General features: G+C 68.5%; 26 protein-coding genes. 11 read left to right on the top strand and 15 right to left on the bottom strand.

Going from position 1 to position 25,580, the window contains the following annotated elements; genetic code table 11:
- Positions 1-34: 34 nt before the first annotated feature.
- From H6844_07870 to H6844_07820, 11 genes are all read right to left on the bottom strand, one after another.
- Positions 35-1,780: an acyl-CoA dehydrogenase family protein gene (locus H6844_07870; protein MCB9929316.1), complete on the bottom strand. Its 1,746-nt coding sequence runs from the start codon at positions 1,778-1,780 to the stop codon at positions 35-37.
- Between the two features lie 65 nt (positions 1,781-1,845).
- A complete protein-coding gene (locus H6844_07865; GenBank protein MCB9929315.1) occupies positions 1,846-2,862 on the bottom strand; it encodes a glycosyltransferase in 1,017 nt (338 codons plus the stop codon).
- A gap of 3 nt (positions 2,863-2,865) precedes the next feature.
- A complete protein-coding gene (locus tag H6844_07860; protein MCB9929314.1) occupies positions 2,866-3,435 on the bottom strand; it encodes a dTDP-4-dehydrorhamnose 3,5-epimerase family protein in 570 nt (189 codons plus the stop codon).
- On the bottom strand, positions 3,432-4,124 hold the full coding sequence (locus tag H6844_07855) for a hypothetical protein (GenBank protein ID MCB9929313.1): 693 nt from the start codon (positions 4,122-4,124) through the stop codon (positions 3,432-3,434). The genes H6844_07860 and H6844_07855 overlap by 4 nt, the downstream gene beginning before the upstream one ends.
- The gene (locus H6844_07850) at positions 4,105-4,365 is read right to left on the bottom strand and encodes a hypothetical protein (protein ID MCB9929312.1); all 261 of its coding nucleotides are present in this window, start codon (positions 4,363-4,365) and stop codon (positions 4,105-4,107) included. Before H6844_07850 ends, H6844_07855 begins: the two co-directional genes overlap by 20 nt.
- A gap of 27 nt (positions 4,366-4,392) precedes the next feature.
- Positions 4,393-6,462, bottom strand: a complete 2,070-nt coding sequence (locus H6844_07845; GenBank protein ID MCB9929311.1) for a GumC family protein — start codon at positions 6,460-6,462, stop codon at positions 4,393-4,395.
- A 48-nt stretch (positions 6,463-6,510) separates the two neighbouring features.
- A complete protein-coding gene (locus tag H6844_07840; GenBank protein MCB9929310.1) occupies positions 6,511-7,035 on the bottom strand; it encodes a polysaccharide export protein in 525 nt (174 codons plus the stop codon).
- Positions 7,036-7,066: 31 nt separating this feature from the next.
- Positions 7,067-8,371, bottom strand: coding sequence for an outer membrane beta-barrel protein (locus H6844_07835; GenBank protein MCB9929309.1), 1,305 nt, complete (start codon positions 8,369-8,371; stop codon positions 7,067-7,069).
- Between the two features lies 1 nt (position 8,372).
- Complete coding sequence (locus tag H6844_07830; protein ID MCB9929308.1) at positions 8,373-9,110, bottom strand: hypothetical protein; 738 nt, start codon at positions 9,108-9,110, stop codon at positions 8,373-8,375.
- Positions 9,111-9,246: 136 nt separating this feature from the next.
- On the bottom strand, positions 9,247-11,142 hold the full coding sequence (gene cysC, locus H6844_07825) for an adenylyl-sulfate kinase (GenBank protein MCB9929307.1): 1,896 nt from the start codon (positions 11,140-11,142) through the stop codon (positions 9,247-9,249).
- A gap of 49 nt (positions 11,143-11,191) precedes the next feature.
- A complete protein-coding gene (locus H6844_07820) occupies positions 11,192-11,986 on the bottom strand; it encodes a sulfate adenylyltransferase subunit 2 (protein MCB9929306.1) in 795 nt (264 codons plus the stop codon).
- A gap of 368 nt (positions 11,987-12,354) precedes the next feature.
- Here H6844_07820 and infA point away from each other — a divergent pair, with 368 nt between their 5' ends.
- The 4 genes from infA (at position 12,355) to H6844_07800 (ending at position 15,374) form a co-directional block, all read left to right on the top strand.
- A complete protein-coding gene (gene infA / locus H6844_07815; GenBank protein MCB9929305.1) occupies positions 12,355-12,573 on the top strand; it encodes a translation initiation factor IF-1 in 219 nt (72 codons plus the stop codon).
- 206 nt (positions 12,574-12,779) lie between these two features.
- Positions 12,780-13,787 (top strand): sulfotransferase, encoded by a 1,008-nt coding sequence (locus H6844_07810; protein ID MCB9929304.1) that lies wholly within the window; start codon positions 12,780-12,782, stop codon positions 13,785-13,787.
- Positions 13,780-14,181 (top strand): hypothetical protein, encoded by a 402-nt coding sequence (locus H6844_07805; protein ID MCB9929303.1) that lies wholly within the window; start codon positions 13,780-13,782, stop codon positions 14,179-14,181. Before H6844_07810 ends, H6844_07805 begins: the two co-directional genes overlap by 8 nt.
- 35 nt (positions 14,182-14,216) lie before the next feature.
- On the top strand, positions 14,217-15,374 hold the full coding sequence (locus H6844_07800) for a Rieske 2Fe-2S domain-containing protein (protein MCB9929302.1): 1,158 nt from the start codon (positions 14,217-14,219) through the stop codon (positions 15,372-15,374).
- A 118-nt stretch (positions 15,375-15,492) separates the two neighbouring features.
- On the opposite strand, the gene H6844_07795 is transcribed toward H6844_07800, so the two are convergent.
- Both H6844_07795 and H6844_07790 read right to left on the bottom strand, forming a co-directional pair.
- The gene (locus H6844_07795; GenBank protein ID MCB9929301.1) at positions 15,493-16,530 is read right to left on the bottom strand and encodes an Ldh family oxidoreductase; all 1,038 of its coding nucleotides are present in this window, start codon (positions 16,528-16,530) and stop codon (positions 15,493-15,495) included.
- Between the two features lie 18 nt (positions 16,531-16,548).
- Positions 16,549-17,628, bottom strand: coding sequence for an isopenicillin N synthase family oxygenase (locus H6844_07790; GenBank protein ID MCB9929300.1), 1,080 nt, complete (start codon positions 17,626-17,628; stop codon positions 16,549-16,551).
- 218 nt (positions 17,629-17,846) lie between these two features.
- Here H6844_07790 and H6844_07785 point away from each other — a divergent pair, with 218 nt between their 5' ends.
- From H6844_07785 to H6844_07770, 4 genes are all read left to right on the top strand, one after another.
- Positions 17,847-18,563 carry a Crp/Fnr family transcriptional regulator gene (locus tag H6844_07785; protein MCB9929299.1) on the top strand — a complete coding sequence of 239 codons (717 nt, stop codon included), beginning with the start codon at positions 17,847-17,849 and terminating at the stop codon, positions 18,561-18,563.
- 156 nt (positions 18,564-18,719) lie between these two features.
- Positions 18,720-19,181 (top strand): selenoprotein B glycine/betaine/sarcosine/D-proline reductase, encoded by a 462-nt coding sequence (locus H6844_07780; GenBank protein MCB9929298.1) that lies wholly within the window; start codon positions 18,720-18,722, stop codon positions 19,179-19,181.
- An 18-nt stretch (positions 19,182-19,199) separates the two neighbouring features.
- On the top strand, positions 19,200-19,937 hold the full coding sequence (locus H6844_07775; GenBank protein ID MCB9929297.1) for a hypothetical protein: 738 nt from the start codon (positions 19,200-19,202) through the stop codon (positions 19,935-19,937).
- A gap of 146 nt (positions 19,938-20,083) precedes the next feature.
- Complete coding sequence (locus tag H6844_07770; protein MCB9929296.1) at positions 20,084-21,550, top strand: acyl--CoA ligase; 1,467 nt, start codon at positions 20,084-20,086, stop codon at positions 21,548-21,550.
- Between the two features lie 23 nt (positions 21,551-21,573).
- On the opposite strand, the gene H6844_07765 is transcribed toward H6844_07770, so the two are convergent.
- On the bottom strand, positions 21,574-22,584 hold the full coding sequence (locus H6844_07765; protein ID MCB9929295.1) for a DNA recombination protein RmuC: 1,011 nt from the start codon (positions 22,582-22,584) through the stop codon (positions 21,574-21,576).
- Between the two features lie 92 nt (positions 22,585-22,676).
- Here H6844_07765 and H6844_07760 point away from each other — a divergent pair, with 92 nt between their 5' ends.
- The 3 genes from H6844_07760 (at position 22,677) to truA (ending at position 25,066) form a co-directional block, all read left to right on the top strand.
- Positions 22,677-23,228 carry a peptide deformylase gene (locus tag H6844_07760; GenBank protein ID MCB9929294.1) on the top strand — a complete coding sequence of 184 codons (552 nt, stop codon included), beginning with the start codon at positions 22,677-22,679 and terminating at the stop codon, positions 23,226-23,228.
- 10 nt (positions 23,229-23,238) lie between these two features.
- A complete protein-coding gene (locus H6844_07755; protein ID MCB9929293.1) occupies positions 23,239-24,198 on the top strand; it encodes a methionyl-tRNA formyltransferase in 960 nt (319 codons plus the stop codon).
- Between the two features lie 73 nt (positions 24,199-24,271).
- Positions 24,272-25,066: a tRNA pseudouridine(38-40) synthase TruA gene (gene truA / locus H6844_07750; protein ID MCB9929292.1), complete on the top strand. Its 795-nt coding sequence runs from the start codon at positions 24,272-24,274 to the stop codon at positions 25,064-25,066.
- On the opposite strand, the gene H6844_07745 is transcribed toward truA, so the two are convergent.
- Positions 25,019-25,576, bottom strand: a complete 558-nt coding sequence (locus H6844_07745) for a hypothetical protein (GenBank protein MCB9929291.1) — start codon at positions 25,574-25,576, stop codon at positions 25,019-25,021. The genes truA and H6844_07745 overlap by 48 nt on opposite strands.
- Positions 25,577-25,580 lie beyond the last annotated feature (4 nt).

Below are 25,580 nucleotides of genomic sequence, written 5' to 3'. Positions count from 1 at the left end.
GTCTTCTGGGGCGTTGATGGGAGGTTAGCGCCGATCAGGCGGTCGCCGCCAGCGCCTGATCCGCCAGCGCCCCCGCCCTGCCCAGATCGTCAGCGGCGAACGGGTCCTGCGGCGCGAGGCGGGTGTCCTCCACCAGTTGCGCCAGGGCGACGCGGTTGGTGGGTTTGCCGGCCGCCTCGGCCGTGGCGCCCTCCCAGGCCATCAGCGCGGCGCTGGTGGCGTGATAGAGCGCCGTCGAGGCCTTGCGGCAGAGATGCTCGCTCTCCGGCTCGCGCGCCACCCGCTCGGCGAAATCGACCGCCTTGTCCATCAGGGTCTGGTAGCGGCCACGCACCTGGGCCGGCACGTCGTCCAGCTTCTCTCGGATGCCTTCCTGCAACTCCCGATGCGCCTCCTCCTTCGCCACCGCGCGGGTGATGATGTCGAGCGCGTTGATGTTGCTGGTGCCTTCCCAGAGCACGCCGATATGGGCGTCGCGCACCAGACGAGGATTGACCCAGTCCTCGATATAGCCGTTGCCTCCGCGGGTCTCCATGGCGGCACCGGCAACACCGATATTGTCGCGCGCGGTCTGGTATTTCAGCAGCGGCGTCATGATGCGAAGCTGTTTGCGGGCCGCGTCCTCGCCCCGCTGTGCCCGGTCCATCATATGGGCGGCATAAGCGAACATGCTGACGGCCTGGGCGGTCGGCAGCAACACGTCGAGCAGCTGGCGGCGCAGCAGCGGGAACTCCATCAGTCCCTTGCCGAAGGCACGGCGATTGTCGGCCACCGCCTTGGCCTCGTTCCAGCAGCGCTGCATCATGGCGGCGGCCCGCACGCCATGGGACAGGCGCGAGAGATTCACCTGGTCCATCATCTGCTTCAGGCCCTTGTCGGCGTCGCCCAGCAGATGCGCCAGGGCGCCGTTGAAGATGATCTCGCCGGACGCCATCGACTTGGTGCCCATTTTCTCTTTCAGGCGGGCGATGCGGTAGCGGTTGCGCGTGCCGTCCGGGCAGACGCGCGGCATGGCGAACAGCGCCAGCCCGCGCGAGCCGGCGGCCGCACCCTCCGGCCGGGCCAGCAGCAGCGCGACGTCGCCGTCGGTGTGGCTGCAGAACCATTTCTCGCCATAGAGCCGCCACTGGCCATCCTGGTGCACGGCGGTCAGTTCGATCTGGCCGACGTCGGAGCCGCCGGATTTCTCGGTCATGAACTGGGTGCCGGAGAGAAACGCCGCCGGGTCCTGGCTGGTCATACGGTCGAAATAGAGCGCATGGGTCTCGGGGTCGGCATAGCGGTTGATGAGAAAGGCCGAAGTGTCCGTCGCCGAAATCGGGCACATGAGGCCGAATTCCGCCTGCACGAACAGGTACTGGAACGCATATTTGCTGACATAGCTGAGCTTGTCGGGCCAGCCCATCACGCCCGTCCGGTTGGTCATCGCCTGAAAGCCGAAATCGCAGAAGGCGATCTTTTCCATGGCCCTGTAGCTGCCGTGATACTCGATCCAATCCTCGTCGCGGCCGAAGCGGTCGCGCGCGTGCAGCACCGGCGGGTGCCGCTCGGCCTCGCGCGCCAGGGCGTCGAGTTCGGTGCCGGCGACTTCGCCCAGCCGGCGCAGATGCGGTCGGAAATGCTCCCGCTCGTCGGCCGGCAGATAGAGGTCGAGAATGTGATGCAGCGCCGGATCGATGTCGTAGAAATTGCGGCCGCTCGCATCCGGCGCGATATAGTCGGCTGGGTTGTGCGAAGCGGTTTCGTGATAGGGAACCCAGGCGGGGGACAACGGGGACATCGGGGCACTTCCTCGGATTTGGCGTTGGGCGATCCGGCTTCGCTAGCACAATGGGGTGCGAAGGGCTATGCCGCCGGGGCTCGCGCGGCACGCAACAACGCCTCCCACCAGAAGGCAGGCGAGGCGATGACCCGCAGGCGGGCCGTCTCGCCCCGGCGCCGGGCGCGGAACGCGGCCACCACCACCGCGGCCGCCACGGTCGGCAGGCTCCACGGCCGGTAATAGCGGGCGAAGCGCAAACGGCCCGCCAGCAGATAGCGCTCGTGCCGGCCGCCGCTGGCATGGTGGTGGTGATAGACCACCGCCGCCGGCGCGAAGCCGGCGCGAAAACGACGGCCGGCATTGGCGGCGCGGGCCTGCCAGGCGGCCTCCTCGAAATAGAGGAAGAAGCGCTCGTCCATCGGCCCGACATGGTCGAGATAGGCGCGGGTCGCCAGCAGGCAGGCGCCGATGACATAGCCGAGACGGCGCTCGACCGTAGCGGCATCGTGGCGAAGGCCGGCGGCCTCGCCTTCCCCCAGATGCCGGGCGCGACCGGTCCGGGGTTGGAACCAGGCGCCGGCCAGGCACTGAACGCGGTCGGGCCGCTCCAGATAGCGCAGTTCCGCGCCGCAGGTGCCGATGTCCGGGTCCGCCGCCATCCGCGCTTGCAGGGCCGCGAGCGTGCCGGGCGCGACCAGCGTATCGGGGTTGAGCAGCCAGACGTCGCTGGCATCGCCACACGCTTCGATATGACGGAGGCCGATATTGTTGCCGGCGGCGAAGCCCCGGTTCGCATTCGCCTCGATCAGCACCAGCCGGGCGGCCGGGTCGACGGCACCGCCCTCGGCAATCCGGTGCAGGGCCAGGGGTTTCGGCTGGGCGGGGTGCCAGAGCGAACGCAGGCAAGCCGGCGCGAGGGAGCGGGCGGCCTCGCGTCCGGCGGCCCAGGCGGAAATCCGCTCGGCGCTGCCGTCGCCGGAGGCATTTTCCACCACCACCACCCGCCGCAATTCCGGCGCGTTGCGCAGCAGCGATTCGAGGCAGGGCAGCAGCCAGTCGGTGCTGCGGTAGTTAACGATGAGAACGGAGACCGGTGCCATGGCTCAGGCGGCCTCCCGCCAGGCGAACGGGCTGTCGAAGCCAGCGAAGGGGCCGGCCTGCCGGTCCTTCTCGCTGACAATGCAGGCGCCCGGCGCGAGGCCCCAGTCGATGGCCAGGGTGGGATCGTCGAACCGCACGGCCACCTCGCGGCCCGGTGCGTAAGGGGCGTCGAGCTTGTACTGCACCAGGGTCTCGTCGGTGAGGGTCGCATAGCCGTGCAGAAAGCCCTGGGGCACGAAGAGCAGCGCCCCCTCCGCCGCGCTCAGGTCCACGGCCAGGTGCCGGCCATAGGTCGGCGAGCCGCGACGGACATCCACCGCCACATCGCGGATGCGGCCGGCGAGTACGCCCACCAGCTTGGCCTGGGCGGAGGGCGGGGCCTGGGCGTGCAGGCCGCGCACGGTGCCGGCGCGGTGCGAGAACACCAGGTTTTCCTGCGCCACGCGGGCGAGCCCGGCCAGCGGGCCGGAGCCCGGCGCCCGGTAGGTCTCGGCGAGGAAGCCGCGCTCGTCCGCATGGCGGGTGGGACGGAGCAGCAGCGGACCCGGCAAGGGCAGGCGTTCGACGATCATATGCGTTTCCCTCCCGGGCGGTGGTCCCGGTCTTGCAGCAAGGCAACCAGCAGCGGCAGCCGGCCGATTGACTGGGCATAGCGGGCCACTGCCTGCCGCGGATAGGGCAGGCCGGCGCTGGGCGGCTGGCGCCAGACGCGGGCCAGGTCGCGGGCGACGGCGGCTTGCGCCGGGGCGCCGAGCCCATCCCAGAGATAGAGGCCGAGCCGGACCCGCGGCCAGGCCAGGTGCGGCCCGTTCGGTGCCAGGGCGAGCGAGCGCGCCAGCGCCCGGACCGCTCCCACCCGGTCGCCGCGATTGAGAGCGATCAGCGACAGGCGCGCCCAGGCCGACGCCTGCGCCGGGCCGAGCGCCAGCGCGCGCCGAGTCGCCGTTTCGGCCAGGGCGATCAGGCGGTTGCGCTCGGCCGGGTTCGGACTCCGTTCCGCGGCGGCGAGGGCCACCTGGCCATAGGCCGACCAAGCCCGGCCGTCGGCCCGCCGCGGCGGTGTTTGCAGCACCTCGGCCGGCGGCGGCGCTTGTCCCCGACCCCACCAGACCGCGTGGATGGACGCGACGAGCGGCGCCATCCGCCAGCCCTCCCGCAGCCGCTCGCCGCCCTGCCAGAGCAGGACCAGCGCCGCCAGCAGCACCGCCGCACGCCGGAGCGGGCAGCCCGCCTGCGGCCGGTTACCGGGCCGCCAGCCCATAACGCCCCCTCCATCCGGTTCGGGCCGGTGCGGCGCCATAGCCGGCGGCTTCGCCATAGCCGAGGCCCGCGGCGCCGGCGGCGGCGGGATCGGCGCGGGTCAGCACCGCGCCGGCCACGTGCGCGCCGGCCTGTTGCAGGCGGACCACGGCCTCGACCGCCGACTCGGCCGGCGTCGCCCGCCAGCGCACGCAAAGCAGGGTCGCGTCCGCCAGCCGGGCGTGGGCCGCGACGTCGGCCACCAGCAAAGCCGGGGGCGGAATCGAGGATCACGTGGTCAAACCGCAAGCGCCAGTCCGCCAGCAGGCCGGCCAGCACGGTCTCGTCGCCGGCGCCAGCCGCCTCCAGCCGCGCGGCGGCGGCGCCGGCCGGCAGGATGTGCAGCCCGCGCACCCGGTCGCCGGCCAGCGCCAGGGCCGCGCGGGAGCCGCCCCGCCCAGGGCTTCAGGCCAGGCCGGGCATGCGCTCCAGCCCGACCAGATGGCTGAGGCCGGCCCGCCGCACATCGGCATCGACCAGCAGCACCCGCCGCCCCTGGGCCGCCAGGGTGCGGGCGAGCGCCAGCGCGAGAGTGGTCTTGCCCTCCGCCGCCGTCGCCGCCGTGACCAGCACGACGGGGCGCCGGCCAGGCCGGAGGCGACCATGCGCAGGGCCTCGGCGATGGCGCCGAGCGGCGCGTCGGCCACCGCATCCGCCGGAGTGGCGCCGCGCCGGGCCTTCTGCTGCGGCACCGCGCCCAGCACCGGCACGCCGAGACGGACGCGCAGGGCGGCCGCCGCCCCGAACCCCCGGTCGCCCAACCCCTGCTCGCGCAGGCCCAGAAGCAGGGCGGCGGCCAGGCCCAGCAGCAGCGAGACCGCACCGAATCCGCCCAGAACCAGGGCCTGGCGCGGCTCCGACGGCCGCTCCGGCGGGCTGGCGCGGGCGATGATGCGGGCATCCGGGCGCTGGATCTCCTGCTGGTCGCCGGTCTGCTTGGTGCGCAGCAGGAAGGTCTGCAACAGGTCGCGGGCGGCCTCCGCCTCGCGCTCCAGCGCGTGCAGGCGCACCTGGGCCTTGCCCTGGTCGGCGGCGGCGGCCTCCGTGTGGCGGAGCGCGGCGCGGAGGGCCGCTTCCTGGGCCTCGGCGACGGCCACGGCGTTGCTGAGGCCGGCCACGATCTGGCGCACCTCCGCAGCGATCTTGGCCTGGATGTCCGCCAGTTCCGCCTGGACGCTGAGCATGCGCGGATGCTTGGGGCCGTATTCCTGGGCCAGTTCCGCCCGCTGCCGCAGCACCTCCACCTCCTGCTCCTTCAGGCGGTGGATCAGCGGCGAGGACAGGACTTCGGCCGCGGCGAGGGCATCGCCGCTTTGCCGCAATTCCGCCCGCACCTGGGACAGCCGGGCCCGGGCCGCCGCCGTCTCCGCCCGCGCCGTGACGAGCTGGGTGTTCAACTCCGCCAGTTGCTGGGTCGTGACCGTGGAGCCGTTGGCGTCGATCAGGCCGGTGGCGACGCGATAGTCCTCCACCGCGCGCTCCGCCTCCTCCGCCCGGGCGCGCAGGTCGGCGATGCGCTTGTCGAGCCAGGCGCTGGCCTCCGCCGTGGCTGCGTGCTTGGCCGCCAACTGCTGGTCCAGATAGGCGTCGGCCAGGGCGTTGGCGGCGTCGGCGGCAAGGCCGGCATCGTGGCCGGTCACCGCGATGCGCAGGGCGTGGCTGCGGCCGATACGCTCCACCTCCAGCCGGTCGGCGAAGGCGGCGAGCACCCGTTGCGCCTTCGCCTCCAGCCGCGCCTCCGGCGCCAGGGGCGGCTCCGGCGCGACCAGACCCAACCAGCCGGCCACGGCCGCGACCCAGTCCGCCGGCAGCGCCCGCCAGAGCGCATAGGGCGGCAGGCGTTGCGGCAGATCGGGGTTGAAATCCGGCCGGGCGGCGAGGTTCAGGCGGCGGACCACGCTGGCCGCCAGATCCGGCGCGCGCAGCACCAGCACCTCGCTGCTGAGACGCTGGTCGTCCGGGGTGGCGCCGGTCAGCAACTCCTCGAACTCCACCTTCGGCTGGGCCTCCGGATCGACCAGCACCACCGCTTCTGCCGTGTAGGAGGGGGGCCATTGCGCCACCATCAACAGGGCCAGCAGCAGGCCCAGACCGACCGCAGCCGCCACCAACCATCGCCGCCGCCAGAGCAGGCCGACAAGGGCCGGCAGGTCCCATTCGCGCTGGAGCCAGGGCGCGGACGACGGTGGCGCGCCGTCGGCGCCTTGTGGTGGGCGCGCCGTCGGCGCTCGGCGGCGGGGCGGCCGAGGCCCGGCACCGGGCGCCGGGTGGGGCTCGGTCGCGGGATGGAGCGGCGTCACCGGCGCCGGCCGGCGGTGCCTGGTGCCGACCGGGCGGCGCCCGGCGGCTCAGAAATAGCGTTCCGGAACATTCACGATATCCCCTGGCAGGACGACGGTATCCGGACCGACACCCTGTTGTTGGGCGGCCGGATCCCGGGCGCGCTGGATGCTGACGCGGCTCTGGCGGGCGCGGTAGGTGTAGCCGCCGGCGATGGCCACCGCCTGCACCACGGTCAGGCCGTTGACATACGGGTAGCTGCCCGGCTGTTTCACCTCGCCCAGGATGTAGAATGGGCGGTAGTTGGCGACCTGGATGCTGACGCGCGGGTTGACCAGATAATCCGGCTTCAGACGGTCCGCCACCAGGCCCTCCGCCTCGCGCAGGCTGCGATGGCCGAGCGCGACCTCGCCCACCAGCGGCAGGGCGATCCGGCCTTCGCCGTCCAGTTCGAACTCGCCGGAAAGGTCCTCGTGGCCGAACACGGTTACGACGATGCGGTCGCCGCTGCCGAGGCGGTAGACCGGGCGCTCGGCCCCGCCGGCGGCGGCGCCCAGCACCAGCGCCAGAATCAGCGCGAGGACGCTTGTCAGACTGCGGTCGGGCATGCGGGGTCTCCCTTCGTCATCGTTGCAGCAACACATGCAGGCCGACGACATGACGGCGCCAGCCGTGCACCGCCGCGGCGCCGTGCGAGTTGCGCAGGTCGAAGGCGTAGTCGAAGCGCAGGCGCAGAGTGCGGTTCAGCAGCCAGTCGGCCGCGAGCCCGGCGGCAAGATGGTCGTCGGTGCGGTCGAGGCCCTGAAACGCCAGGCGGCGGCCGTGCACGACGGCGCCCAGCAGCAGGTTGCGCAGCAGTTCGTGGTCGACCGTCGCGCGCACCTCGGTGACGACCAGCGACGACGCGCCGTCCGTCACGGTCGACCGCACGCCCCGGTCGCCCCGCAGGCCGACCGTGGTCAGCGGAGTGACATTGGCGCTGAGCTCGCCGCCGGCGGTGAAGCCGGAGACGTCCTCCAGGCGGGCGTCGTCCGGCTGCTCGCCGAACCAGCCGGCATAGACCTGGCCGAAGGTGATGCCGCCGGCGTCGAGCGACACCCCCGCCACCAGGGTCTGGCTGCGGGCATCGCGGTTGACGCCGCCGTCGTCGACGCGGGTGCGGAAGTCGGTGCGGTCATAGCGGCCGGCGACGAACACGCCGCCGGCGGGAAAGGCGTGGTAGTCGAGCCGGGCGAACCCGCCCAGGATTTGCCGGTCGCGGTCGTCCTGGTTCAACGTGCCACCGCCGATGGCGGCCACGTCGTTATAGTTCAGCCGCACATAGTCAGCGCCGACGCGGTAGCCGAACGCACCGCGCTCGCCGGCCAGCGCCGCCCGCGCGTTCCAGCGCCAGAACGTCACCGGCTCGGTGCCGCCATCGCCGTCCACGCTGCCGCGCTCTTCGTGCCCGTGGCCGAAGCCGGCGGTCGCCTCCAGGCGCAGACCGCGGCGAATGTCGATATAGCCCGTCGCCTCCGCCCGGGCGTCGGCATAATTTTCGCTGGAATGGCGGGCATAAATGCCGAGATCGGCGGACGCGGTGAGCGCCAGGCGGTGTCGGGCCCAGTCGGACTCGGCGCGGACGCCGGGGCTGGCCACTGCGACCGCATCGCTCTCGCCGCTGGCGGATTCGCGGAGAATGTTGCTGTCGTACCGCGCGGCGGCGCCCAGGCTCGGATAGACGCGGAACGCACCGAGCGGCAGGCCGATAGGGTCATAGTCGGTCCGTGGCCGGGCGCGGACGGTCCCCGCCGGGCCACGGCCGGGGGAGCCATCGCCCAGTTCCGGACGCGGGCGGGGCGCCGGTGCCTCCGCCGCGTGCACGGACAGGACCAGGGCCGCCGCCCAAACTGCGGCAAAGGCCAGACCGAAAATGGCTGCCGCCCGCATGTCAGCGACTCATCCCGCCACCGGTCGGAGGGTCCGGGATCCCCGGTGGCGGACCCGGTGGCACCGAGGGTCTGCCGCCGCTGCCGCCGCCAATGGTCAGGCCCGGCGGCAGACCGCCGCCGAAGCCGCCGCCGCCGCCATAGCCGCCGTAAACGGGCGCATTGGCTGCCACCGCAGCGGGCGCGCGATCCGCGTCCGAAGCGGGCCCTTCCGCCCCCTGCGGGCGCCCCGCGGCCGGCAGGCGCCCTGCGGCCGGCTCCAGACCGGCGACGTCTTCCTCCGCCGCGGCGACGGGCACGGAGGCGTCGGTCCAGAAATCCGCCGGCAATCCCGACTGCTGCACCGCCGCCAGAATCGCATCGGGTGGGGTCCCGCTTTCCGACGCAATGGCCGCCACCAGCGTCCGCGCTCGCGCCTGATCGTTGAGGTCGGTGACAATGCGCAGGCCCGTGACCGCCAGCGCCGGCGCCTCGGCGGGCCGATGGCGGGCGACATAGGCGAGCACGGCCATGGCGTCATCGGCCCGGCCTTCGTCGATCAATTGCCAGAGCACGGCCTCCAACCGGCCCGCGTCGTGGGTTGCGAGCAGGGCCGGCCCCTGGGCGCCGATGGCGACCGTGTCGCCATCCGGCAGCGCCACAACCTCCCCTTTCGGTTGTGACAATCCCGGCAAGGGAGCGCCCAGAATCCAGCCGAATGCGAGCGCGGATGCGAGTAGGGGGCGGACGGTCACCGGCAATGCCTGAACTCCTCACCACAACCTTAACGGTTGTACCGATCATTCAGACATTCGATGCCAAGCAGGTGAACAATTGGTTAATGCCGGCCCATCGTCACCCTGTCCTCGTCGTCAAAGCGGGGAACAAGCCGCCGGTTCAGGTGAAGCGGATGTGGGATTCCACATAATTCACCAGCAGGGCCACCCCTTCGTCGATGGTGAGCTGGGCCGTGTTGATGTCCAGTTCCGGGGCCTGCGGCGCCTCATAGGGGGCGGAAATGCCGGTGAAGTCGGCGATCTCGCCGGCCCGCGCCCGCTTGTAGAGGCCTTTCGGATCGCGTTCCTCGCACACTTCCAGATCGGCGCGCACGAACACCTCGTGATAGGCATCGCCGGCGGCCTTGCGCGCCCGCTCGCGGTCCGAGGCGTAAGGCGAGATGAACGAGGCCAGGCAGATAATGCCGGCATCGGCGAACAGAGCCGCCACCTCGCCGACGCGGCGGATGTTCTCGGCCCGGTCTTCGGGCGAGAAGCCCAGATTGGCGTTCAGGCCGCCGCGGACATTGTCGCCGTCCAGCACATAGACGTTGTAGCCCTTCAGGAACAGCACCTTCTCCGCCTCGCGCGCGATGGTCGACTTGCCGGCACCGGAAAGGCCGGTCATCCAGAGCACGGCGCCCTTGTGACCGTTGCGCTTCCAGCGCGCGTCGCGGTCGACCTGGGTTTCGCTGGCGGTGATGTTGGTGGAGCGCACCGTGATCAGATCGCGCTGGTTCGGATAGCCCTCCATCGAGATGGTGCCGCCGCCGACGATGCGGAAATCGTCGACCAGCACGAACCGGCCGGTCAACGGGCTCCGCACCGCCTCGTCCAGGGCCATGAGACCGCGGGCGCGCAGGGTCACCTTCGCCACCTCGCTGCGCAGCACCTCCTGCCGGCCGGTGCCGCCCAGATTCTCGGTGTCGATGACCTCGTCCACCGACTGAACCGTGACCATGTGCTCGGCGGTGGCAAGCTTGAGCTTCAGCGTGTGGCCGACGCGGAGCGGCTTGTGGCTGAACCAGAAAATGTTGCCGCGAAACACGTTGGAGAGGATGGGCGCATCCTGCTCGTGGCTGGCGACCTCGCCCCGCTCCACGAAAATCTGCTGATCGAGCGTGAAGCCGACGCACTGGCCGGCACTGCCCGATTGCGGCAGCCGGTCGGTGTTCCAGGCCTCGACCGAGCGGACTTTCGCACTCTTGCCGGACGGTGAGAAGATCACCGTATCGCCGACTGCGACCCGCCCGGTCTCGACCCGGCCGGCAATGATGCGGCGTTCGTCGAACCGGTAGATATCCTGCACAGGCATGCGGAAGGGCAGTTGGTCGTTCTGCGGCCGCGGCTCCAACTGGTCGAGCAGTTCGATCACCGTCGGGCCGGTGTACCAGAGCATGTTGGAGGCCCGCCGCACGATGTTGGCGGCGTCCTCCCCCTGGGCCGCAATCGGCACCACGGCGCGCGGCGTCAGTCCCAGCTCGCGCAGATAGGCGCGGATGTCGCGCTCGATCTCGGCGAATTTCTGATGGTCGAAATCGATCAGGTCCATCTTGGTGACCAGAACCGCCACCTGATGCGTGCCCATCAGCGACAGCAGATAGGCATGCCGGCGCGACTGTTCCTGCAAGCCTTCCTTGGCGTCGATCATCAGGAAGGCGGCCTCGGCGTCGGCGGCGCCGGTGACCATGTTCTTCAGGAATTCCTTGTGGCCCGGCGCGTCGATGATGACGTACTGGCGCTTGTGGGTCTTGAACGGGATGCGGCTCACGTCGATTGTGATGCCCTGGTCCCGCTCCGCCTGGAAGGCATCCAGCAGGAAGGCCCATTCCATGCGCTGGCCCCGGCGCTCGGAAACCGCGCGGATCTGCTGGACCTTGCTTTCCGGCAAGGCCCCGGTCTCGTGCAGCAGGCGACCGACGAAGGTGGACTTGCCGTGGTCGACATGGCCGACGATCACGAGTTGCAGCGGATGAACCCCGGACAGGGTAACGTGTGTGGCAGCGGCTGCGGACATGCTCTCTCTCGACTATGACTATTGGTAGGGAACAGCGGTTCGGGGCGGCTTACATGTAGCCGGCGCGGCGCAGGCGCTCGAACGCGTCTTCCTGTTCGTGGTCCATGGCACGGCCGGCGCGCTCGGAAACCGTCGTGGTGGTCAGTTCCTCGATGATCTCCTCGATCGTCGAGGCTTCGCTGTCCACGGGAAAGGTGATGTCCTGGTCGCCCAGCGAGCGATAGCGTTTGCCACCCTGCGAGAAATAGAGCGAGATCACCGGGATGTTCTCGCGCTGGATATACCGCCAGATGTCGATTTCGGTCCATGACAGCAGCGGGTGGATGCGCAGATGGGTGCCGGGCGGGAAATCGGTGTTGAACTGGCCCCAGAACTCCGGCGGCTGGTCGCGGAAATCCCACTCGGAGGTTTCGCCGCGCGGGCTGAAAAACCGCTCCTTGGCCCGCACCGCCTGTTCGTCGCGCCGGATGCCGGCAAAAATGCCGGTCCACTGGTATTGGTCGGTCAGCGCCTTCAACCCCGCCGTCTTGCGCGCGGCCGAGCGGGCGGCGGGCGGCAGGGTCGGGTCCATTGCCTCGGTGGGCGGGCAGAAGCCCGTGATGAGGTTCAGCCCCCATTCCTTGGCCTTCACGTCCCGGAACTCGATCATTTCCGGGAACTTCTTTTCGGTGTCGACATGGACCACCGGAAACGGCACATGGCCGAAAAAGGCCTTGCGCGCCAGCCAGAGCATCACATTCGAATCTTTGCCGAGCGACCAAAGCATCGCGATATTGTTCAGGCGATTGAACGCCTCGCGGAAGATGTAGATGCCTTCCGCTTCCAGGTAGTCGAGGTCATTCATGATACGCTGCAATCCCAAAAGGAGATCCGTTGTTGCGGCCAGCCCGGCGTTTTGCCGGCAAACGCCACCAGCACGAGGCCGACGAGACAGGGTCTTTTCGCATGGTGGAGGCTTCAAGCCTGTTAAATCAATCACTCTCTCCGCAGTCTTACGTATTGATTTCCACGGGGAGCGGGTTAGTGGTGCGGGAAATGGCATTGCAAGCTTCGCCATCCGACACAATGTTGCGCGTGGTCGCAGAGTGACGCGGGCCGGGGCAGGATCGCACGAATAGCTGGCCTGACGGTGCCGAAGGGGGTAAAAGCCCTGCATGCCTTCGTAAGAGCTGCGGCCTCACGAAACGAGCTTCCCGAATTGAGAGTGACTGGATGTCGAAAGAAGACCTGCTGGAATTTCAGGGTGAAGTGGTGGAAAAACTCCCGAACGCGATGTTTCGGGTGAAACTGGAAAACGACCACGAAATTATTGCCCGCCTCGCCGGCAAAATGCGCAAATTCCGCATTCGCGTGATGCCCGGCGACAAGGTTGCGGTGGAAATGACGCCGTACGACTTGACCAAGGGCCGCATCACCTTCCGGCACAAATAGCCCAAGCGCAGAAATCGCAACGGCTCCTCCACCGGTCTAGGATCGGGGTTGGGCTATGTTCACGGGTTGGAATGACTACTGCGTCATACTCTATTGGCCTTGTGAACAGTGCTGCTGGACACGACAACGCCTTCGGCCATCCCACCGCGCATACAGCCTCACTGGGCCAAGGCCAAACATTCTCCGGACGGGTTAGAGGTGGATTGATGCCCAAAAACACATCCGAACCGCTCTCCAGCCGGATGGCCTTGGTGGTTGGGGCTGGCCGGTCCGGTACGTCGTTCCTGACGAAGATTTTGGATGCGTCCCCGGAAGTGCTCTACCGGCACGAGCCCGACATTTCGAGGCCGAATTCCCGCATCCCCTATACGCCGAGCGCTGCGGACATTGAACGCTACCGCGATGAGGCGCGCTCCTATTTTGCCGCCCTCACCCGGCAGAGTGACGAGCGCGCATCGGGTTCCCGGCCCGTCTTCCGCAAGGCGTTCCGCTCGACCCTCGGCAACGCGATGATGCCCGGCTGGGTTTACGGTGCCAAGGCCCTCGGCAAGGCAGGCATTATATTTCATGTCCCGGACATGATTGCGCGCAAAGAGCCGCCGTTCGTGGTGATCAAGTCCGTCAGCGCAACCATGCGCGCGCCCATCTTCGCCAACGCCCTGCCGAACCTCAAGATCATTCACATCGTCCGCCATCCCTGCGCGGTCCTAGCCTCGCTGATCCGTGGTCGTGCCGCCGGCAAGATGACCGGAGAGGTGTTTCTGGAGGCGCTTTTCGCCATTCCGGAAGCCCACGACTACGGGCTGACCTACGACGAACTGGCCAAGGCCAGTTATGGCGAGCAACAGGCCTTTCGCTGGATGATCCGCAACGACTTCGCCCGGCGCCATTTGCATGGCAACCCAAACTACACCTTCGTTTCGTACGAGAAACTCTGCTGCGAACCCCAGGCGGAAGCAGAGCGGCTTTGCGCGTTTCTCGGCCTGCCGATGGACGAGCAAATTCGTGACTATATCCGTTTGAACACGGACGCCCCGGCCACGACCGATGCCAGCTATTTCTCCCTAATCCGCAACACGCTGTCGGCATTGTCCAAATGGGAATCCCAGATTTCCGCCGAAGACGCCGCCGCCATCACCAGGATCGTCGAGCGTTCGGATCTCGGGCGCGAAACGATCGCCGAATACCAAATACAACGAGCCCGCCTTGACTAAACTTTTCAACCCCTTCCAACGCGCCAAGCCCATGGGCCGGTTCCGGCTCGCCCATCCGCTGAAAGAGCCGGTGCGCGCGGTCGGACAATCCTTCGTCCTGTGGCCGGCGGCCGCCATCGCCGCGATCATGTATGCGGGCCATCTGGGCGAGGAGGAGCGGTCGGGCATCCTCCTGTTCATCCTGCAGGTGACGGTACTCTACCCGATCATCGCCGGCGCCTGTTTTGCAAGCTGGTTCCTTTTGGCCCGGGCCGGGCGGGAGCGGCTAGCGCTGCTGCCATTAATCGTGCCACTGGCGATCATGGGGGTCTGGGCGGTGACGCTCGTCCTGTTCCTGGGGCGCTATCTGGCGTCGCTGCTAGGCCATTGGGTAAATCCCGGCAGCCTGCCATAATGGCGTCATAACAGAACCAGACAGGGTCGAAGCCGATGCAGCAATCCGAGCAGATCGTCCAAGCCAAGCGCCTTCTCGACTTTCTCGAAACCCGGACGACGGCGACGGAGCCGGAGCCCTATCGCCAGCCGATCCGCGAATATGTCTGCCCGGACCACGCCGCCAGGGAACAGCGCCTGCTGTTCCGCGAGGGGCCGTTGTGCCTGGGCGCGTCGGCGGAAGTGCCGAAGCCCGGCGACTATTTCACCGACGACCTGACCGGCGCGCCGATCCTGGTCGCCCGCGGCCGGGATGGCCGGGTGCGCGCCTTTCTCAATGTCTGCCGCCATCGCGGCGCCAAGGTCGCCACCGGCTGCGGTGCCGCCAAGAGCTTTGTCTGCCCCTACCACGCCTGGAATTTCGGCCTGGATGGCACGCTGATCGGCCGGCCGGAGGAATACGGCTTCGACGGCCTGGACCGCGCCGACTACGGCCTGACCGAATTGTGGTGCGAGGAGCGCGACGGCAATATCTGGGCCTGCCCGACGCCCGGCAAGACGTTCGACCTGGACCGGGTGCTGGGGCCGGTGACGAATGCGGAACTCGCGGCCTACCGGTTCGCCGACTACCACCATTACGAGACCCGCCGCCTGACGCGGCAGATGAACTGGAAGATCTGCGTCGACACCTTCCTGGAGAGCTATCACTTTCCGAAACTGCATCGCAATTCGATTGCGCCGCTGATCCACGGCAATCTCAACACCGCCGACGTGCTGGACGGCACCACGATCCGCTGGCTCGGCGCCCGCCGCACCATTCCGACGCTGAAGGACCGGCCGGAGAGCGAATGGGACGTGCTGCGCCATCTGGTCGGCGTCTATGTGCTGTTCCCGAACGTGATCTGGACCTGGCAGTTGGACCATATCGAGCTCTGGCACATCTATCCGAGCCAGGCCGATCCGGTAAACCAGTGCACCATGCGCGTCTCGCTGTTCACGCCGGAAGAGGCGGTGACCGAGAACGCCAAGGGCCACTGGGACCGCAACATGGCGCTGCTGCTGAAGACGGTCGAGGAAGAGGATTTCGAGATCAGCGAGCAGATCCAGCAAGGCTTCCACTCCGCCGCCCAGGACGAGATCGTCTTCGGCCGCAACGAGCCCTGCCTGCACTACTACCACCGCATGATCACCGACCGGGTCGCCGCCACGGCCTGACCCCGGACCGCCACTCCGCACCGTCCGGGGAACAGGGCCGTTTCCCGGACGAGCCGGAGGCGAGGGCCGGGACCGGTGGCATCCTTCGATCACCGCCACCGCCCGTGTTCGCACGCCCCTACCAGCCGCCGTGGTCGAGCCGGCCTTCGGCGAGGCGTTGCAGGGCGTCGTGGATTTTGCGGTCGATGGTGATGCCGTCCCGCATCAGGCGCTCGCGGGTGCGCGTGCCGCGCTCGCCGGGAATGCGGATCTCGGTGACGCCCGGCTGGCGCGGCGTCGCCTTCACCGCGGCGATGCGGGCCGAGACTTCTTGCCGGTAGTCGGCCAGCGGCACGAACAGGTCCGGCTTGAAGGCGATGAACAGATAGCCGCTGATCTTGCCCGCCGGCCGGAGCCCCGCCGCCAGCGCTCCCAACGCATCCATGGCCAGCGCGAGGCCGAACCCTTTGTAGCCGTTCTCCGGCCCGCCGAACGGCAACAACGCGCCCTTGCGCGCCACGCCGGCATCGGTGGTCGGCGCACCGTCCGGGCCGAGCGCCACGCCCGCCGGGATCGCGGCACCCAGGCGGCTGCGGAATTGCAGGTCCGTGCCCATGAAGGCCGAGGTGCCCATGTCGATCACCAGCGGGTCGCCGTCGGTCGGAAAGCCGAAGGCGATGGGATTGGTGCCGAGCGCCGGTGCGGCGCCGCCGAACGGCGCCACCATGGCCGGCGCGGCGACGGTATGGATCGCCACCAGCCCGGCCTTGGCCATCATCTCGCAATAATAGGCGCTGCGCCCGGTCATCCAGGTGTTGGCGAGGCAGACCAGGGCGAGACCGTGGCGCTCCGCCCGCTCGATGGTGGCGCGAGTGGCGTGCCAGGCCGCGACCATGCCGGTGGTGTTGTGCCCGTCCAGCAGCGCGGTCGGCCCGGTCTCCTTGACCACGCTGACCGTCCGGCGCGGCTGACGGAACAGCGGGTCGTCGACCACGTTCAACAGCTTCGGCAGGCCGGAATACTCATAGCCGCACAGCGCGGCGTCCAGCACATGGTCGGTGAGCGCCCAGGCATCCTCGGCGTCGCAGCCGGCGCCGCGCATCGCCGCCTCGCCCAGCGCCCGCGCCGCGTCCACCGTCAGCCGGATGCGGCCGGCGGCCGTCTCGTCGTTCGCCATATCGGAGGTCTCGCGCCCTCAGTCCCGCGCCGACTGGGTTTTCGGCACGCCCGGATCGGCGGCCTCCGTCCCGTCCTTCGCCCGGACGTGGTCGTAGTTTCGCCGGGTGAACCAGAGCATGTAGTCCATATACGAGATCGGCTCGTATTTCGGCGGATTGTCGGGGCCGCTACAGGTCGGCAGGCAGGCCATCGGGTAGTCGATGTTCGCGTCGAAAAAGAACGGGATCGCATAGCGATCCGCGCCCGGATTGCGGTTGATGGCGCGGTGCGGCGTCGACAGGAAGCGGTGGTTGGTCCACCGTCGCATCATGTCGCCCGAATTGACCACGAACGCGCCCTCGATCACCGGCACGTCGATCCAGTTGCCCTTGGGCGTGCGGATGGCGAGCCCCGGCAGGTCCGCCTGGGCCAGCATGGTGAGGAAGCTGGAATCGGTGTGCGGCGCCAGCCCGTACTGGTCCGCCTCCCCGGCCTCGCTGGGCGGGTAGTGGGAGAGGCGTAGCGTGTATTGCGGGTCGTCGAACGGCTCCTTGAACCAGTCCACCGGCAGGTCCAGCGCCAGGGCATAGACCGGCAGCATGCGCAGGCAGAGATTTTCCAGCGCATCCATATAGGCCGTCACCGTGGCGCGGAAGTCCGGCAGGTCGGCCTCCGCCGGCCACTGGTTCTGGCAGCGATAGCGCTTGTTCGCCAGCACGTCCGGGTGATCCGGCGGCATGTCGCGCTTCAGGAAAAAGGCCTCGACCAGGTTCGGCTTTTTCGCCTGCTCCACCTGGCTGGCGCGGCTGACCGAACTGTTGACCGGCATGTAGCCGACATTGTGCTCGTTCGCCCGCAGCGCGAGTTTCCGCTCCAGCGGCTGGGCGTGGAAGCGCTTGGAGGCCGCAAAGACGTCGCGGATCAGCGCGAGCGGCACGTCATGGCCGGTCAGGTAGTAAAAGCCGACCGTCTCCAGCGCGTCGCGCAGCGCGTCCGCCAGCGCTGCGAGCGCCCCCGGTTCGCCCCGCAGATAGGGGCCGACATCCAGCACCGGGATCATTTCGTCTTCGGTGGGCGGGGCCGAGGGGGCGATGACCGAACCGCTATCGGGACTCATGGGAACATTCTCCGGCTTGGCTGCGCTGGGCGTGGTCGAAAGTATAAGCTCCGGTTCCCCGTTCGGTCCAGGATCGTGGCGGGCGCAGGCTTGCGTGCGTACTGGCTACGGCGCATGCTGGATCGGCGAATGGTAACAATTCGTAGCCGCTAAGCGATAATCCGGAAAACTTCCGGAAAACCAAGTCGCAGCAGGCAGAGGATGGAAGAGGAAGAACGATGACTGGCGGCCCGCCTTCGGCTCTGGGTCAGACCGCGCGGCTGTTGCAACGATGCGAGTTGCTCGAATCGTTGAACGACCACGATCTGAAGGCGCTAAGCCAAATCTGCCGCTCGCGCCATGTCGACCGCGGCACGCTGATTTTCGGCCGCGGCGAGCCCGCGGAATCGATGATGCTGGTGGTAGAGGGCCGGGTGCGCATCAGTTCCGTCTCCCTCGAAGGGCGGGAAGTCATCCTGAACGAAATCGGCCCGGGCCAGTCCTTCGGCGAAATCGCCCTGCTCGACCATGCCGAGCGCACCGCCGACGCCACAGCGGTCGAAGACACAAAGCTGTTGGTGCTCTACCGCCGCGAGTTCGAGCCGTTCCTGCGGGCGCGGGTCGATCTGTGCCTGGAATTGATGCGCCTCCTCTGTTTCCGCCTGCGCCGCACCACCGAACAGGTGGAAGACCTGGCCTTGCGCAGCCTGGAATCCCGGCTGGCGCGGGTCATGCTGGCTCTGGGCGAACAGGCGGGTGTCGCAGAAACCCATGGCGTGCTGCACATCCCCCTCGCCCTCTCGCAACGCGAACTGGGTGAGATCACCGGCGCCACGCGCGAGAGCATCAACAAGACCTTCCGCCTCTGGCGCGACATGGGCCTGGCCGAATTGCAGGGCAAAATCTTCGAGGTCAGGGACCCGCAGGCGTTCGGCGCTCTGGTCGACCGGCTCTGAGGCAAGGCGGCATCGCCCGTGCGCGGCGGTCCGCGCCGTTCGGCGACCGTGCGCACGGGTGTTGTGAGCGGAACGCACGGTCCCGCTCTGGCCCTGCGGCCGTGCCTGCCCTAGGGTCTTCCCCGTCCCCAACCCATTGAAAGGAGGACCGGAGCCGTGGCCCGTATCGAAGACCTGCCGCCCGAATTTGCGGCCCATTTGCTGAACCTGCCCTGCGAGGACATGGGCGAGACGCCCTGTGTTGCCGGCCCGCCGCCAAGCCGGCGCCGGGTCGCGATCATCTCGACCGCGGGCCTCGGCCGGAAAAGCGATGCCGGCTTCGGCGTCGGCGACGGCGACTATCGCGTCATCCCGGCCGACCTGCCGCCGGGCGAGCTCACCATGAGCCATATCTCGGTCAACTACGACCGCACCGGCTTCCAGGAAGACGTCAACATCGTCTTCCCCATCGACCGCCTGCGCGAACTGGCGGCGGCGGGGGAGATCGGCTCGGTGGCGGATTTCCACTATTCCTTCATGGGCGCGTCGGACCCCAAGCTGATGCAGCCCGCCGTGGAGAGCCTGATCGGCCCGCTCAAGGCCGATGGCGTCGACGCCGTCGTCCTGATCCCGGTCTGACCGAACTGCACCCGCGCCGTGAGCGCGATCGGTCACTACCTGGAACGGGCCGGCCTGCCCACCGTCTCGATCAGCCTGGTTCGCCTGCACACGGAGAAAATGCGCCCGCCCCGCGCGCTCTGGGTGCCGTACGAACTGGGTCGCCCGCTGGGCGTGCCGAACGATGCGGCGTTCCAGACCCGCGTGCTGCGCGCCGCCCTCGCCCTGCTGGAGCGCACCGACGGGCCGGTGCTGGCGGACCATGCCGAGGACGCGCCGACCCGCGCCGCGGACGACGAGGGCGACGCCTGGGTCTGCCCGGTGAGCTTCCCGGCCCCGGCCGGCGAGGAAACGCCCGCCGCCGCCCTGAAGCGCGAGATCGCCAGCCTCAAACCCTGGCAGGCGCTGGCGGAGGAGCGGCGCGGCCGCACCACCTACGGCCAGTCCGGCCTCTCCATCGACGCGGCAGCCGACTATGTTGCCGGTTTCGCCGCCGGCGGAGCCACGGACTCGCCATTGGAAGGCGTCGCCGCGGCGGAGGCGTTCAAGCGCATCACCCACGATCTTCAGGCCTTCTACCAGGAAGCCGCGACGGCCCAACCCGGCCATGGCGGCAGCCATGTGGACGTGCTCGACTGGTTCTGGGGCCAGACCCGGGCCGGCAAGCTGTTGCTCGCCTGCCGGGACCGCGCCAGCGCCGGAGAGGACAAGAGCCTGAAATTCATCGCAGACCGCCTGCTGGTGCCGCAACTGGCACGGGCCCGGCTCAATCTGTAGCGCGCGGGGCGGTGGCGGCGCGATGCATCCGCGTCGGATGTGGTGTCGACAAACCCGACCTTGGGGAAATTACGTAGTTCGCTGAATTACGCAATTTGCCCCGATGGGATATCGATTGGAAATCGGCCCTCGGGAGAGACACGCGCATGCCCCGCCCCCCTGCGACCACATTCGAGCATTTGCAGTATCACGCCGCCATCCAGCCCGACCGGGTGGCATTGATCCTGGACGACGGCGAGATCACCTATGGTCGCTTTGCCGCCGATGCGATGCGTTTCACCAAGGCGCTGGCCGAATTGGGCATCCGTGGTGGGCAGGTCGTCACCATCCATCATCCCCATTTTTACATCGAATGGCTGCTGACCATAGGCTGTGAGAATCTCGGTGCGGTGTCGGTATCCGACAATGCCAGGAACTGGAAGCAGGCCGGCTATCTCTACCAGCATGTGGACGTCGGCTTGACCAACGCGGCCGTCGATGATGAGCCGCCGTTTCCCTATCACTGCCTGACGGATGACTGGGCCTACGCCGTATTGCGGATGGATTTGGCGCTGGCGCAGACGCAGCCGGTGACGACGCCGGACCTGGACGCCCTTGTGCGGATCACCCGGTCATCCGGATCGACGGGGATTCCGAAGTTGATTCCGCGAACGCGGAGGAACCAAGAAGCCTACATCACCGAATGCATTCGCATCATTGGCCTGACCGCCGCAACGCGTCTCGTCCTTGTCGGGGCGACGTTCCACATCAACCCCATCCTTGTCCGTTGCCAAACTTGCATTTGCCTGGGTGCAACCGTGCACAGGGCTTCCGATCCCGCCAAAGCCATCGACCGACAAATCCCCACTCACATATGGATGCTGACGGGCCTGATCGAATGGCTTGTATCCGCCTTGCCCGAAGAGAATCGGATTTACCCAAAATTAAGCATTGAACTCGCCGGGTCCGCACTGTCCATTCCCCAAAAAACACTCGTAACATCCAAATTGACGGAAAATATCTTAACATTTATGGGGAGCAATGAAGCTACATTCCTCATGAAGATGATGGACTCCGACAATGGCTCTGTCGTTTCGGGCGTTGATCTCGAATTGCACGACGAATACGGCGCACCGGTTCCAGACGGCGTTGCCGGCAGGATTGCCGTCCGCACGCCCAGCATGATCGACGGCTATTACAAGAGCGAAGAAGAAACCGGGAAATGGTTCCGCAACGGCTGGTTCTACACCGGCGACGCCGGCATCATGACCGGCCCGCGCAAGGTCCAACTGTTGGGGCGTGCCGACGACATGGTCTTCCTGGGCGGCGTGAAGGAGTCGCCCCTGGTTCTGGAAGACGTCCTCAGAACCGGGTCGGGCGTCAGGGATGCGGCAGTGGTTAGCATCAAGGCAAGCGACGGCGGCAACCTGGTTTGCGTCGCTCTCGTTCTGGCCGACAATGCCGACTTGGAGACGGTCAGGGCGGAAATTCTGACGCGCTGGTCTATATTCCGGGCCAGACTCATCATTACGGCCGTGAACGACCTGCCCCGCACCGAGAACGGCAAGGTCAGCCGCGCCAAGGTGCGCGACTTTTTCCGGCAGCAGCAGGGCATTGCACCCGCGACCGGGTGAACCGGCCCTCGCACGGGCGCAGCTCAATCTGTGGCGCGTAATTCGGTGGCGGCCCCCGTGTCCGCCACCGCTCCCCCTTCCGCAAACGCCTTGCCGGCGAGCGCCAGGGCGTCGGCGCGGCGCATCAGGGCCTGGACGTCCTGGCCGAGGCGGCTCCAGTCGCGCTGGGCCTTGGCGGCGAGGTCGGCCAGAGTGGCCGCATCGGCCGCCAGTTGGGTGGCCTGCGCCTGCATCGCCGCCGTGTTCGCGGCAAAGCGCACGTCGCGCAGCACCGCCGCCAGCGTGTTTAGCAGCGGCCAGAGCGTCCCCGGCGACACCAGGAACACCCGCGCCCGCTCGGCGGCCTCCACCACCGGCCGGCACTCGCTGTGCACCGCGGCGAACACGGCCTCGGACGGCACGAACATCAGCGCGAAATCCGCCGTCTCGCCGGCGCGGATGTATTTGGACGCGATCGCCTCCACATGGGCGGCGACGTCCCGGCGGAAGCGCCGTTGCGCCACGGCCGCCGCCTTGGCGTCGCCCTGCGCCGCCTGCCAGGCCTGGTAGCCCTCCAGCGGGAATTTCGCATCCACCGCCACCGGCCCCGGCGGGAATGGCAGGCGGATCAGGCAATCGGCGCGGTACGGTCCCAACGCGGCCTGCATGCGAAAGGCGGAGGCCGGCAACAGGTCGGAGACCAGCCGCTCCAACTGCACCTCGCCGAACGCGCCGCGGGCCTGCTTGCTGTCCAGCACCCGCTGCAAGGCGCCCAGCGCCTGGCCGACGCCCTCTTGCTGCCGGGTCAGGCCCGAGAGTTGGGTGCGCAACGCCGCCGCGTCCGCCGCACCGCGCCGCTCGCCCTCGGCCGCCCGCGCGCTGACCCGGTCGAGCGAGCGGGCCAGCGTCTCGCCCAGCGCGCGTTCCTGCGCCTGGAGGCGCTGCTCCAGCGCCGCCTCCAGGCGGCCGTCGCGGCGGCCGGATCGGCCGAGCCAAAAGCCCAGCACCAGCGCCGCCAGCCCGGCCAGCCACGGCCAGGCCTCCGCTAACGGCATGTTGAGAGATGGCCACGCGATCGTCTGCATCCTTGACCCGGAGGGATTCCCACCATAGCTAGCAACAGATTCGCCTGGAGGAACCCATCGGAATGTCCCTGTTGCCCATCGTCATCGCCCCCGACCGCCGGCTGAAAACGCCGTGCAAGCCGGTCGAGCAAATTGACGATTCCGTCCGCACCCTGCTCCAGAACATGCTGGAGACCATGTACGAGGCCCCCGGCATCGGCCTCGCCGCGCCCCAGGTCGGCAGCGACCGGCGCGTGATCGTCGTCGACGTCGCGCGCGAGGGCGAGGACCCGCGGCCGCACAAAATGGTCAACCCGACCGTTACCTGGGCTTCCGAAGAGGTGATCCTGATGAACGAGGGCTGCCTGTCCCTGCCCGAAATCTTCGTCGACGTGGAGCGGCCGGACCGAATCCGCGTCGCCTATCAGGACGAGAACGCCGAAGCGCACGAGATCGAGGCGGACGGCCTGTTCGCCCGCTGCATCCAGCACGAGATCGACCATTTGGACGGTGTGCTGCATGTGGACTATCTGAGCCGCATCAAACGCGAACTGACCCTGCGCAAGCTGGCCAAGGTCAAACCCGAACTGCTGCGCGAGCAGGCCGAGAAGCTGGGCCGGCAGAAGGCTTCGTAAGGCGGGACTCATGGCGCTCCGCATCGTCTATATGGGCACGCCCGACTTCGCCGTCGGGCCGCTGGCGGCTTTGCTGGACGCGGGGCACGAGGTGTGCTGCGTCTATTCCCAGCCGCCACGGCCGGCGGGCCGCGGTCACAAGCTGCGCCCAAGCCCGGTGCACGCCTTCGCCGAGAGCCACGGCATCGAAGTCCGCACCCCGCGCCGCCTGCGCGCGGCGGAGGACCAGGCGGCCTTTGCCGCGCTGCGGGCCGATGTGGCCGTGGTCGCGGCCTATGGCCTGATCCTGCCGCAACCGGTGCTGGACGCGCCGCGGCTTGGCTGCCTCAACATCCACGCCTCGCTGCTGCCGCGCTGGCGCGGCGCCGCGCCGATCCAGCACGCGATCCTGGCGGGCGATGCCGAAACCGGCGTCACCGTCATGCAGATGGATGCGGGCCTGGACACCGGCGCCATGCTGCTCCGGGAAGCCGTGCCGATCACCGCGGCGACCACCGCCAGCAGCCTGCACGACGCCCTGGCCGCGCTCGGCTGCCGCCTGATCGTGGACGCGCTCGGGCGGCTGGAAGCCGGGACGCTCACGGCGACGCCGCAACCGGCCGAGGGCGCGACCTATGCCGCCAAGCTCACCCGCGAGGACGGCCGGCTCGACTGGCGCCGACCGGCGGTCGACCTGGAGCGTCAGGTGCGCGCGCTGACGCCCTGGCCCGGCACATGGTTTCTGCATGGCGATACCGTATTGAAGGTCTCGGCGGCCGAAACCGTGTCGGACGCCACGGGCGCGCCCGGCACGGTGCTGGACGACTCCCTCACCATCGCCTGCGGCACCGGCGGCTTGCGCCCGACCCGAATTCAACGCCCCGGCAAGGCCCCCATGGCCGCGGCCGACCTGCTGCGGGGCTATGACCTGCCGGCCGGGACTCGCCTGGACCTTCCCTCCACCCCGCTTCCCCCCGAGCACACGGCGTAGCCGTCGGATCGAGGCCCCATCGAGACGGGCCTTCGGCCCTACTCGGGATGAAATGGTCAACGTACGATCCGCTATGCCCCGCTACCGCCTCACCATCGAATACCATGGCGGCGCCTTTGCCGGCTTTCAGCGCCAGGAGGGCGTCGAGACGGTGCAGTCGCGCCTGGAAGCCGCCCTCGAAACGCTCGACGGCGGCCCGGTCACGGTGGTCTGTGCCGGCCGCACGGATTCCGGCGTGCACGCGCTGGGCCAGGTGGTGCATGTGGATTTGCGGCAGAACCGGCCGCCATGGATCGTGCAGAATGCGGTCAACCACCATGTGCGCCCGGCCCTGATCTCGGCCCTGGACTGCGCCCTCGCCCGCCCGGACTTCGACGCCCGGCGCAGCGCCATCGGCCGCGCCTACCGCTTCCGCATCCTGAACCGCCGCGCCCCGCCGGCGCTGGAACGCGGCCTGGTCTGGCATGTGGGCACGCCGCTGGACGCCGAGGCCATGCACTGGGCGGCGCAGCGCCTGGTGGGGCGCCACGACTTCACCAGCTTCCGCGCCGCCCAGTGCCAGGCAAAGTCGCCGCTCAAGACGCTGGACCGGCTCGACGTCCGCCGCCGCGGCGAGGAAATCTGGATCGAGGCGGAGGCGCGCAGCTTCCTGCACAACCAGATCCGGATCTTTGCCGGCACGCTGAAACAGGTGGGCGACGGCAAGTGGACGCCGGACGATGTTGCCGCCGCGCTCGCCGCCCGGGACCGGGCCGCGGCCGGCCCGACCGCGCCGCCGACAGGGCTGTATTTTCTGGAAGTGCGCTACCCGCCGGAGGCGCTACGCCCCCCCGATGATCCCGCGGGCGATGAACAGGACGATGGCTAGCAGCAGCCGGGCGCCGATGATCATCGCCGCCACGCCGGCGTCGATCCGCAAGGCATTGCGCGCGACGAAAAACTGGTACGAAAACACCCACACCACACCGGCAAAGAACAACAGTCCGCCGATGGCGCCGGGGATCACGTCCAGGGCCCGCAACACGACAACCAGCGTCAGCAGCCCATCCTCGAACACGCTGCACCAGTTCGAAGCGGCGATGTAGCGGCAGTAGAACTGCATGCGGTCGATGGCGGGCGCGATTTCCAGCATCGCCACCGGAAACAGCAGCCAGCCGACCACGAACAGCGCCACCTCGGCCAGCATTTCCAGAGCCCCCGGAAAACCGCCATAGTCGAGCAGAACCGTGATCACCATCATCGGCAGCGTTATCAACGCGGCCTGGAAGCTGTACCAAAACGCTGCCTGGGTGTTCGCGATCTCGTCGACGGCCTGCCCCTCGCGCCGCGCCAGACGGAAGGCGACCCACAAATGCTCCTGGAGTGTCGTCGCCGCCACCAGC

It is taken from the genome of Alphaproteobacteria bacterium (assembly GCA_020638555.1).
Taxonomy (GTDB): Bacteria; Pseudomonadota; Alphaproteobacteria; order Bin95; family Bin95; genus JACKII01.
This window is presented reverse-complemented; position numbering and strand designations above follow the sequence as displayed.

Bases quoted from the DNA above. Each gene is read 5' to 3' on its own strand.
- H6844_07870 (MCB9929316.1), bottom strand. From the start codon at position 1,780: ATGTCCCCGTTGTCCCCCGCCTGGGTTCCCTATCACGAAACCGCTTCG.
- H6844_07865 (MCB9929315.1), bottom strand. From the start codon at position 2,862: ATGGCACCGGTCTCCGTTCTCATCGTTAACTACCGCAGCACCGACTGG.
- H6844_07860 (MCB9929314.1), bottom strand. From the start codon at position 3,435: ATGATCGTCGAACGCCTGCCCTTGCCGGGTCCGCTGCTGCTCCGTCCC.
- H6844_07855 (MCB9929313.1), bottom strand. From the start codon at position 4,124: ATGGGCTGGCGGCCCGGTAACCGGCCGCAGGCGGGCTGCCCGCTCCGG.
- H6844_07835 (MCB9929309.1), bottom strand. From the start codon at position 8,371: ATGCGGGCGGCAGCCATTTTCGGTCTGGCCTTTGCCGCAGTTTGGGCG.
- cysC (MCB9929307.1), bottom strand. From the start codon at position 11,142: ATGTCCGCAGCCGCTGCCACACACGTTACCCTGTCCGGGGTTCATCCG.
- H6844_07820 (MCB9929306.1), bottom strand. From the start codon at position 11,986: ATGAATGACCTCGACTACCTGGAAGCGGAAGGCATCTACATCTTCCGC.
- infA (MCB9929305.1), top strand. From the start codon at position 12,355: ATGTCGAAAGAAGACCTGCTGGAATTTCAGGGTGAAGTGGTGGAAAAA.
- H6844_07810 (MCB9929304.1), top strand. From the start codon at position 12,780: ATGCCCAAAAACACATCCGAACCGCTCTCCAGCCGGATGGCCTTGGTG.
- H6844_07800 (MCB9929302.1), top strand. From the start codon at position 14,217: ATGCAGCAATCCGAGCAGATCGTCCAAGCCAAGCGCCTTCTCGACTTT.
- H6844_07795 (MCB9929301.1), bottom strand. From the start codon at position 16,530: ATGGCGAACGACGAGACGGCCGCCGGCCGCATCCGGCTGACGGTGGAC.
- H6844_07790 (MCB9929300.1), bottom strand. From the start codon at position 17,628: ATGAGTCCCGATAGCGGTTCGGTCATCGCCCCCTCGGCCCCGCCCACC.
- H6844_07785 (MCB9929299.1), top strand. From the start codon at position 17,847: ATGACTGGCGGCCCGCCTTCGGCTCTGGGTCAGACCGCGCGGCTGTTG.
- H6844_07770 (MCB9929296.1), top strand. From the start codon at position 20,084: ATGCCCCGCCCCCCTGCGACCACATTCGAGCATTTGCAGTATCACGCC.
- H6844_07765 (MCB9929295.1), bottom strand. From the start codon at position 22,584: ATGCCGTTAGCGGAGGCCTGGCCGTGGCTGGCCGGGCTGGCGGCGCTG.
- H6844_07760 (MCB9929294.1), top strand. From the start codon at position 22,677: ATGTCCCTGTTGCCCATCGTCATCGCCCCCGACCGCCGGCTGAAAACG.
- H6844_07755 (MCB9929293.1), top strand. From the start codon at position 23,239: ATGGCGCTCCGCATCGTCTATATGGGCACGCCCGACTTCGCCGTCGGG.
- truA (MCB9929292.1), top strand. From the start codon at position 24,272: ATGCCCCGCTACCGCCTCACCATCGAATACCATGGCGGCGCCTTTGCC.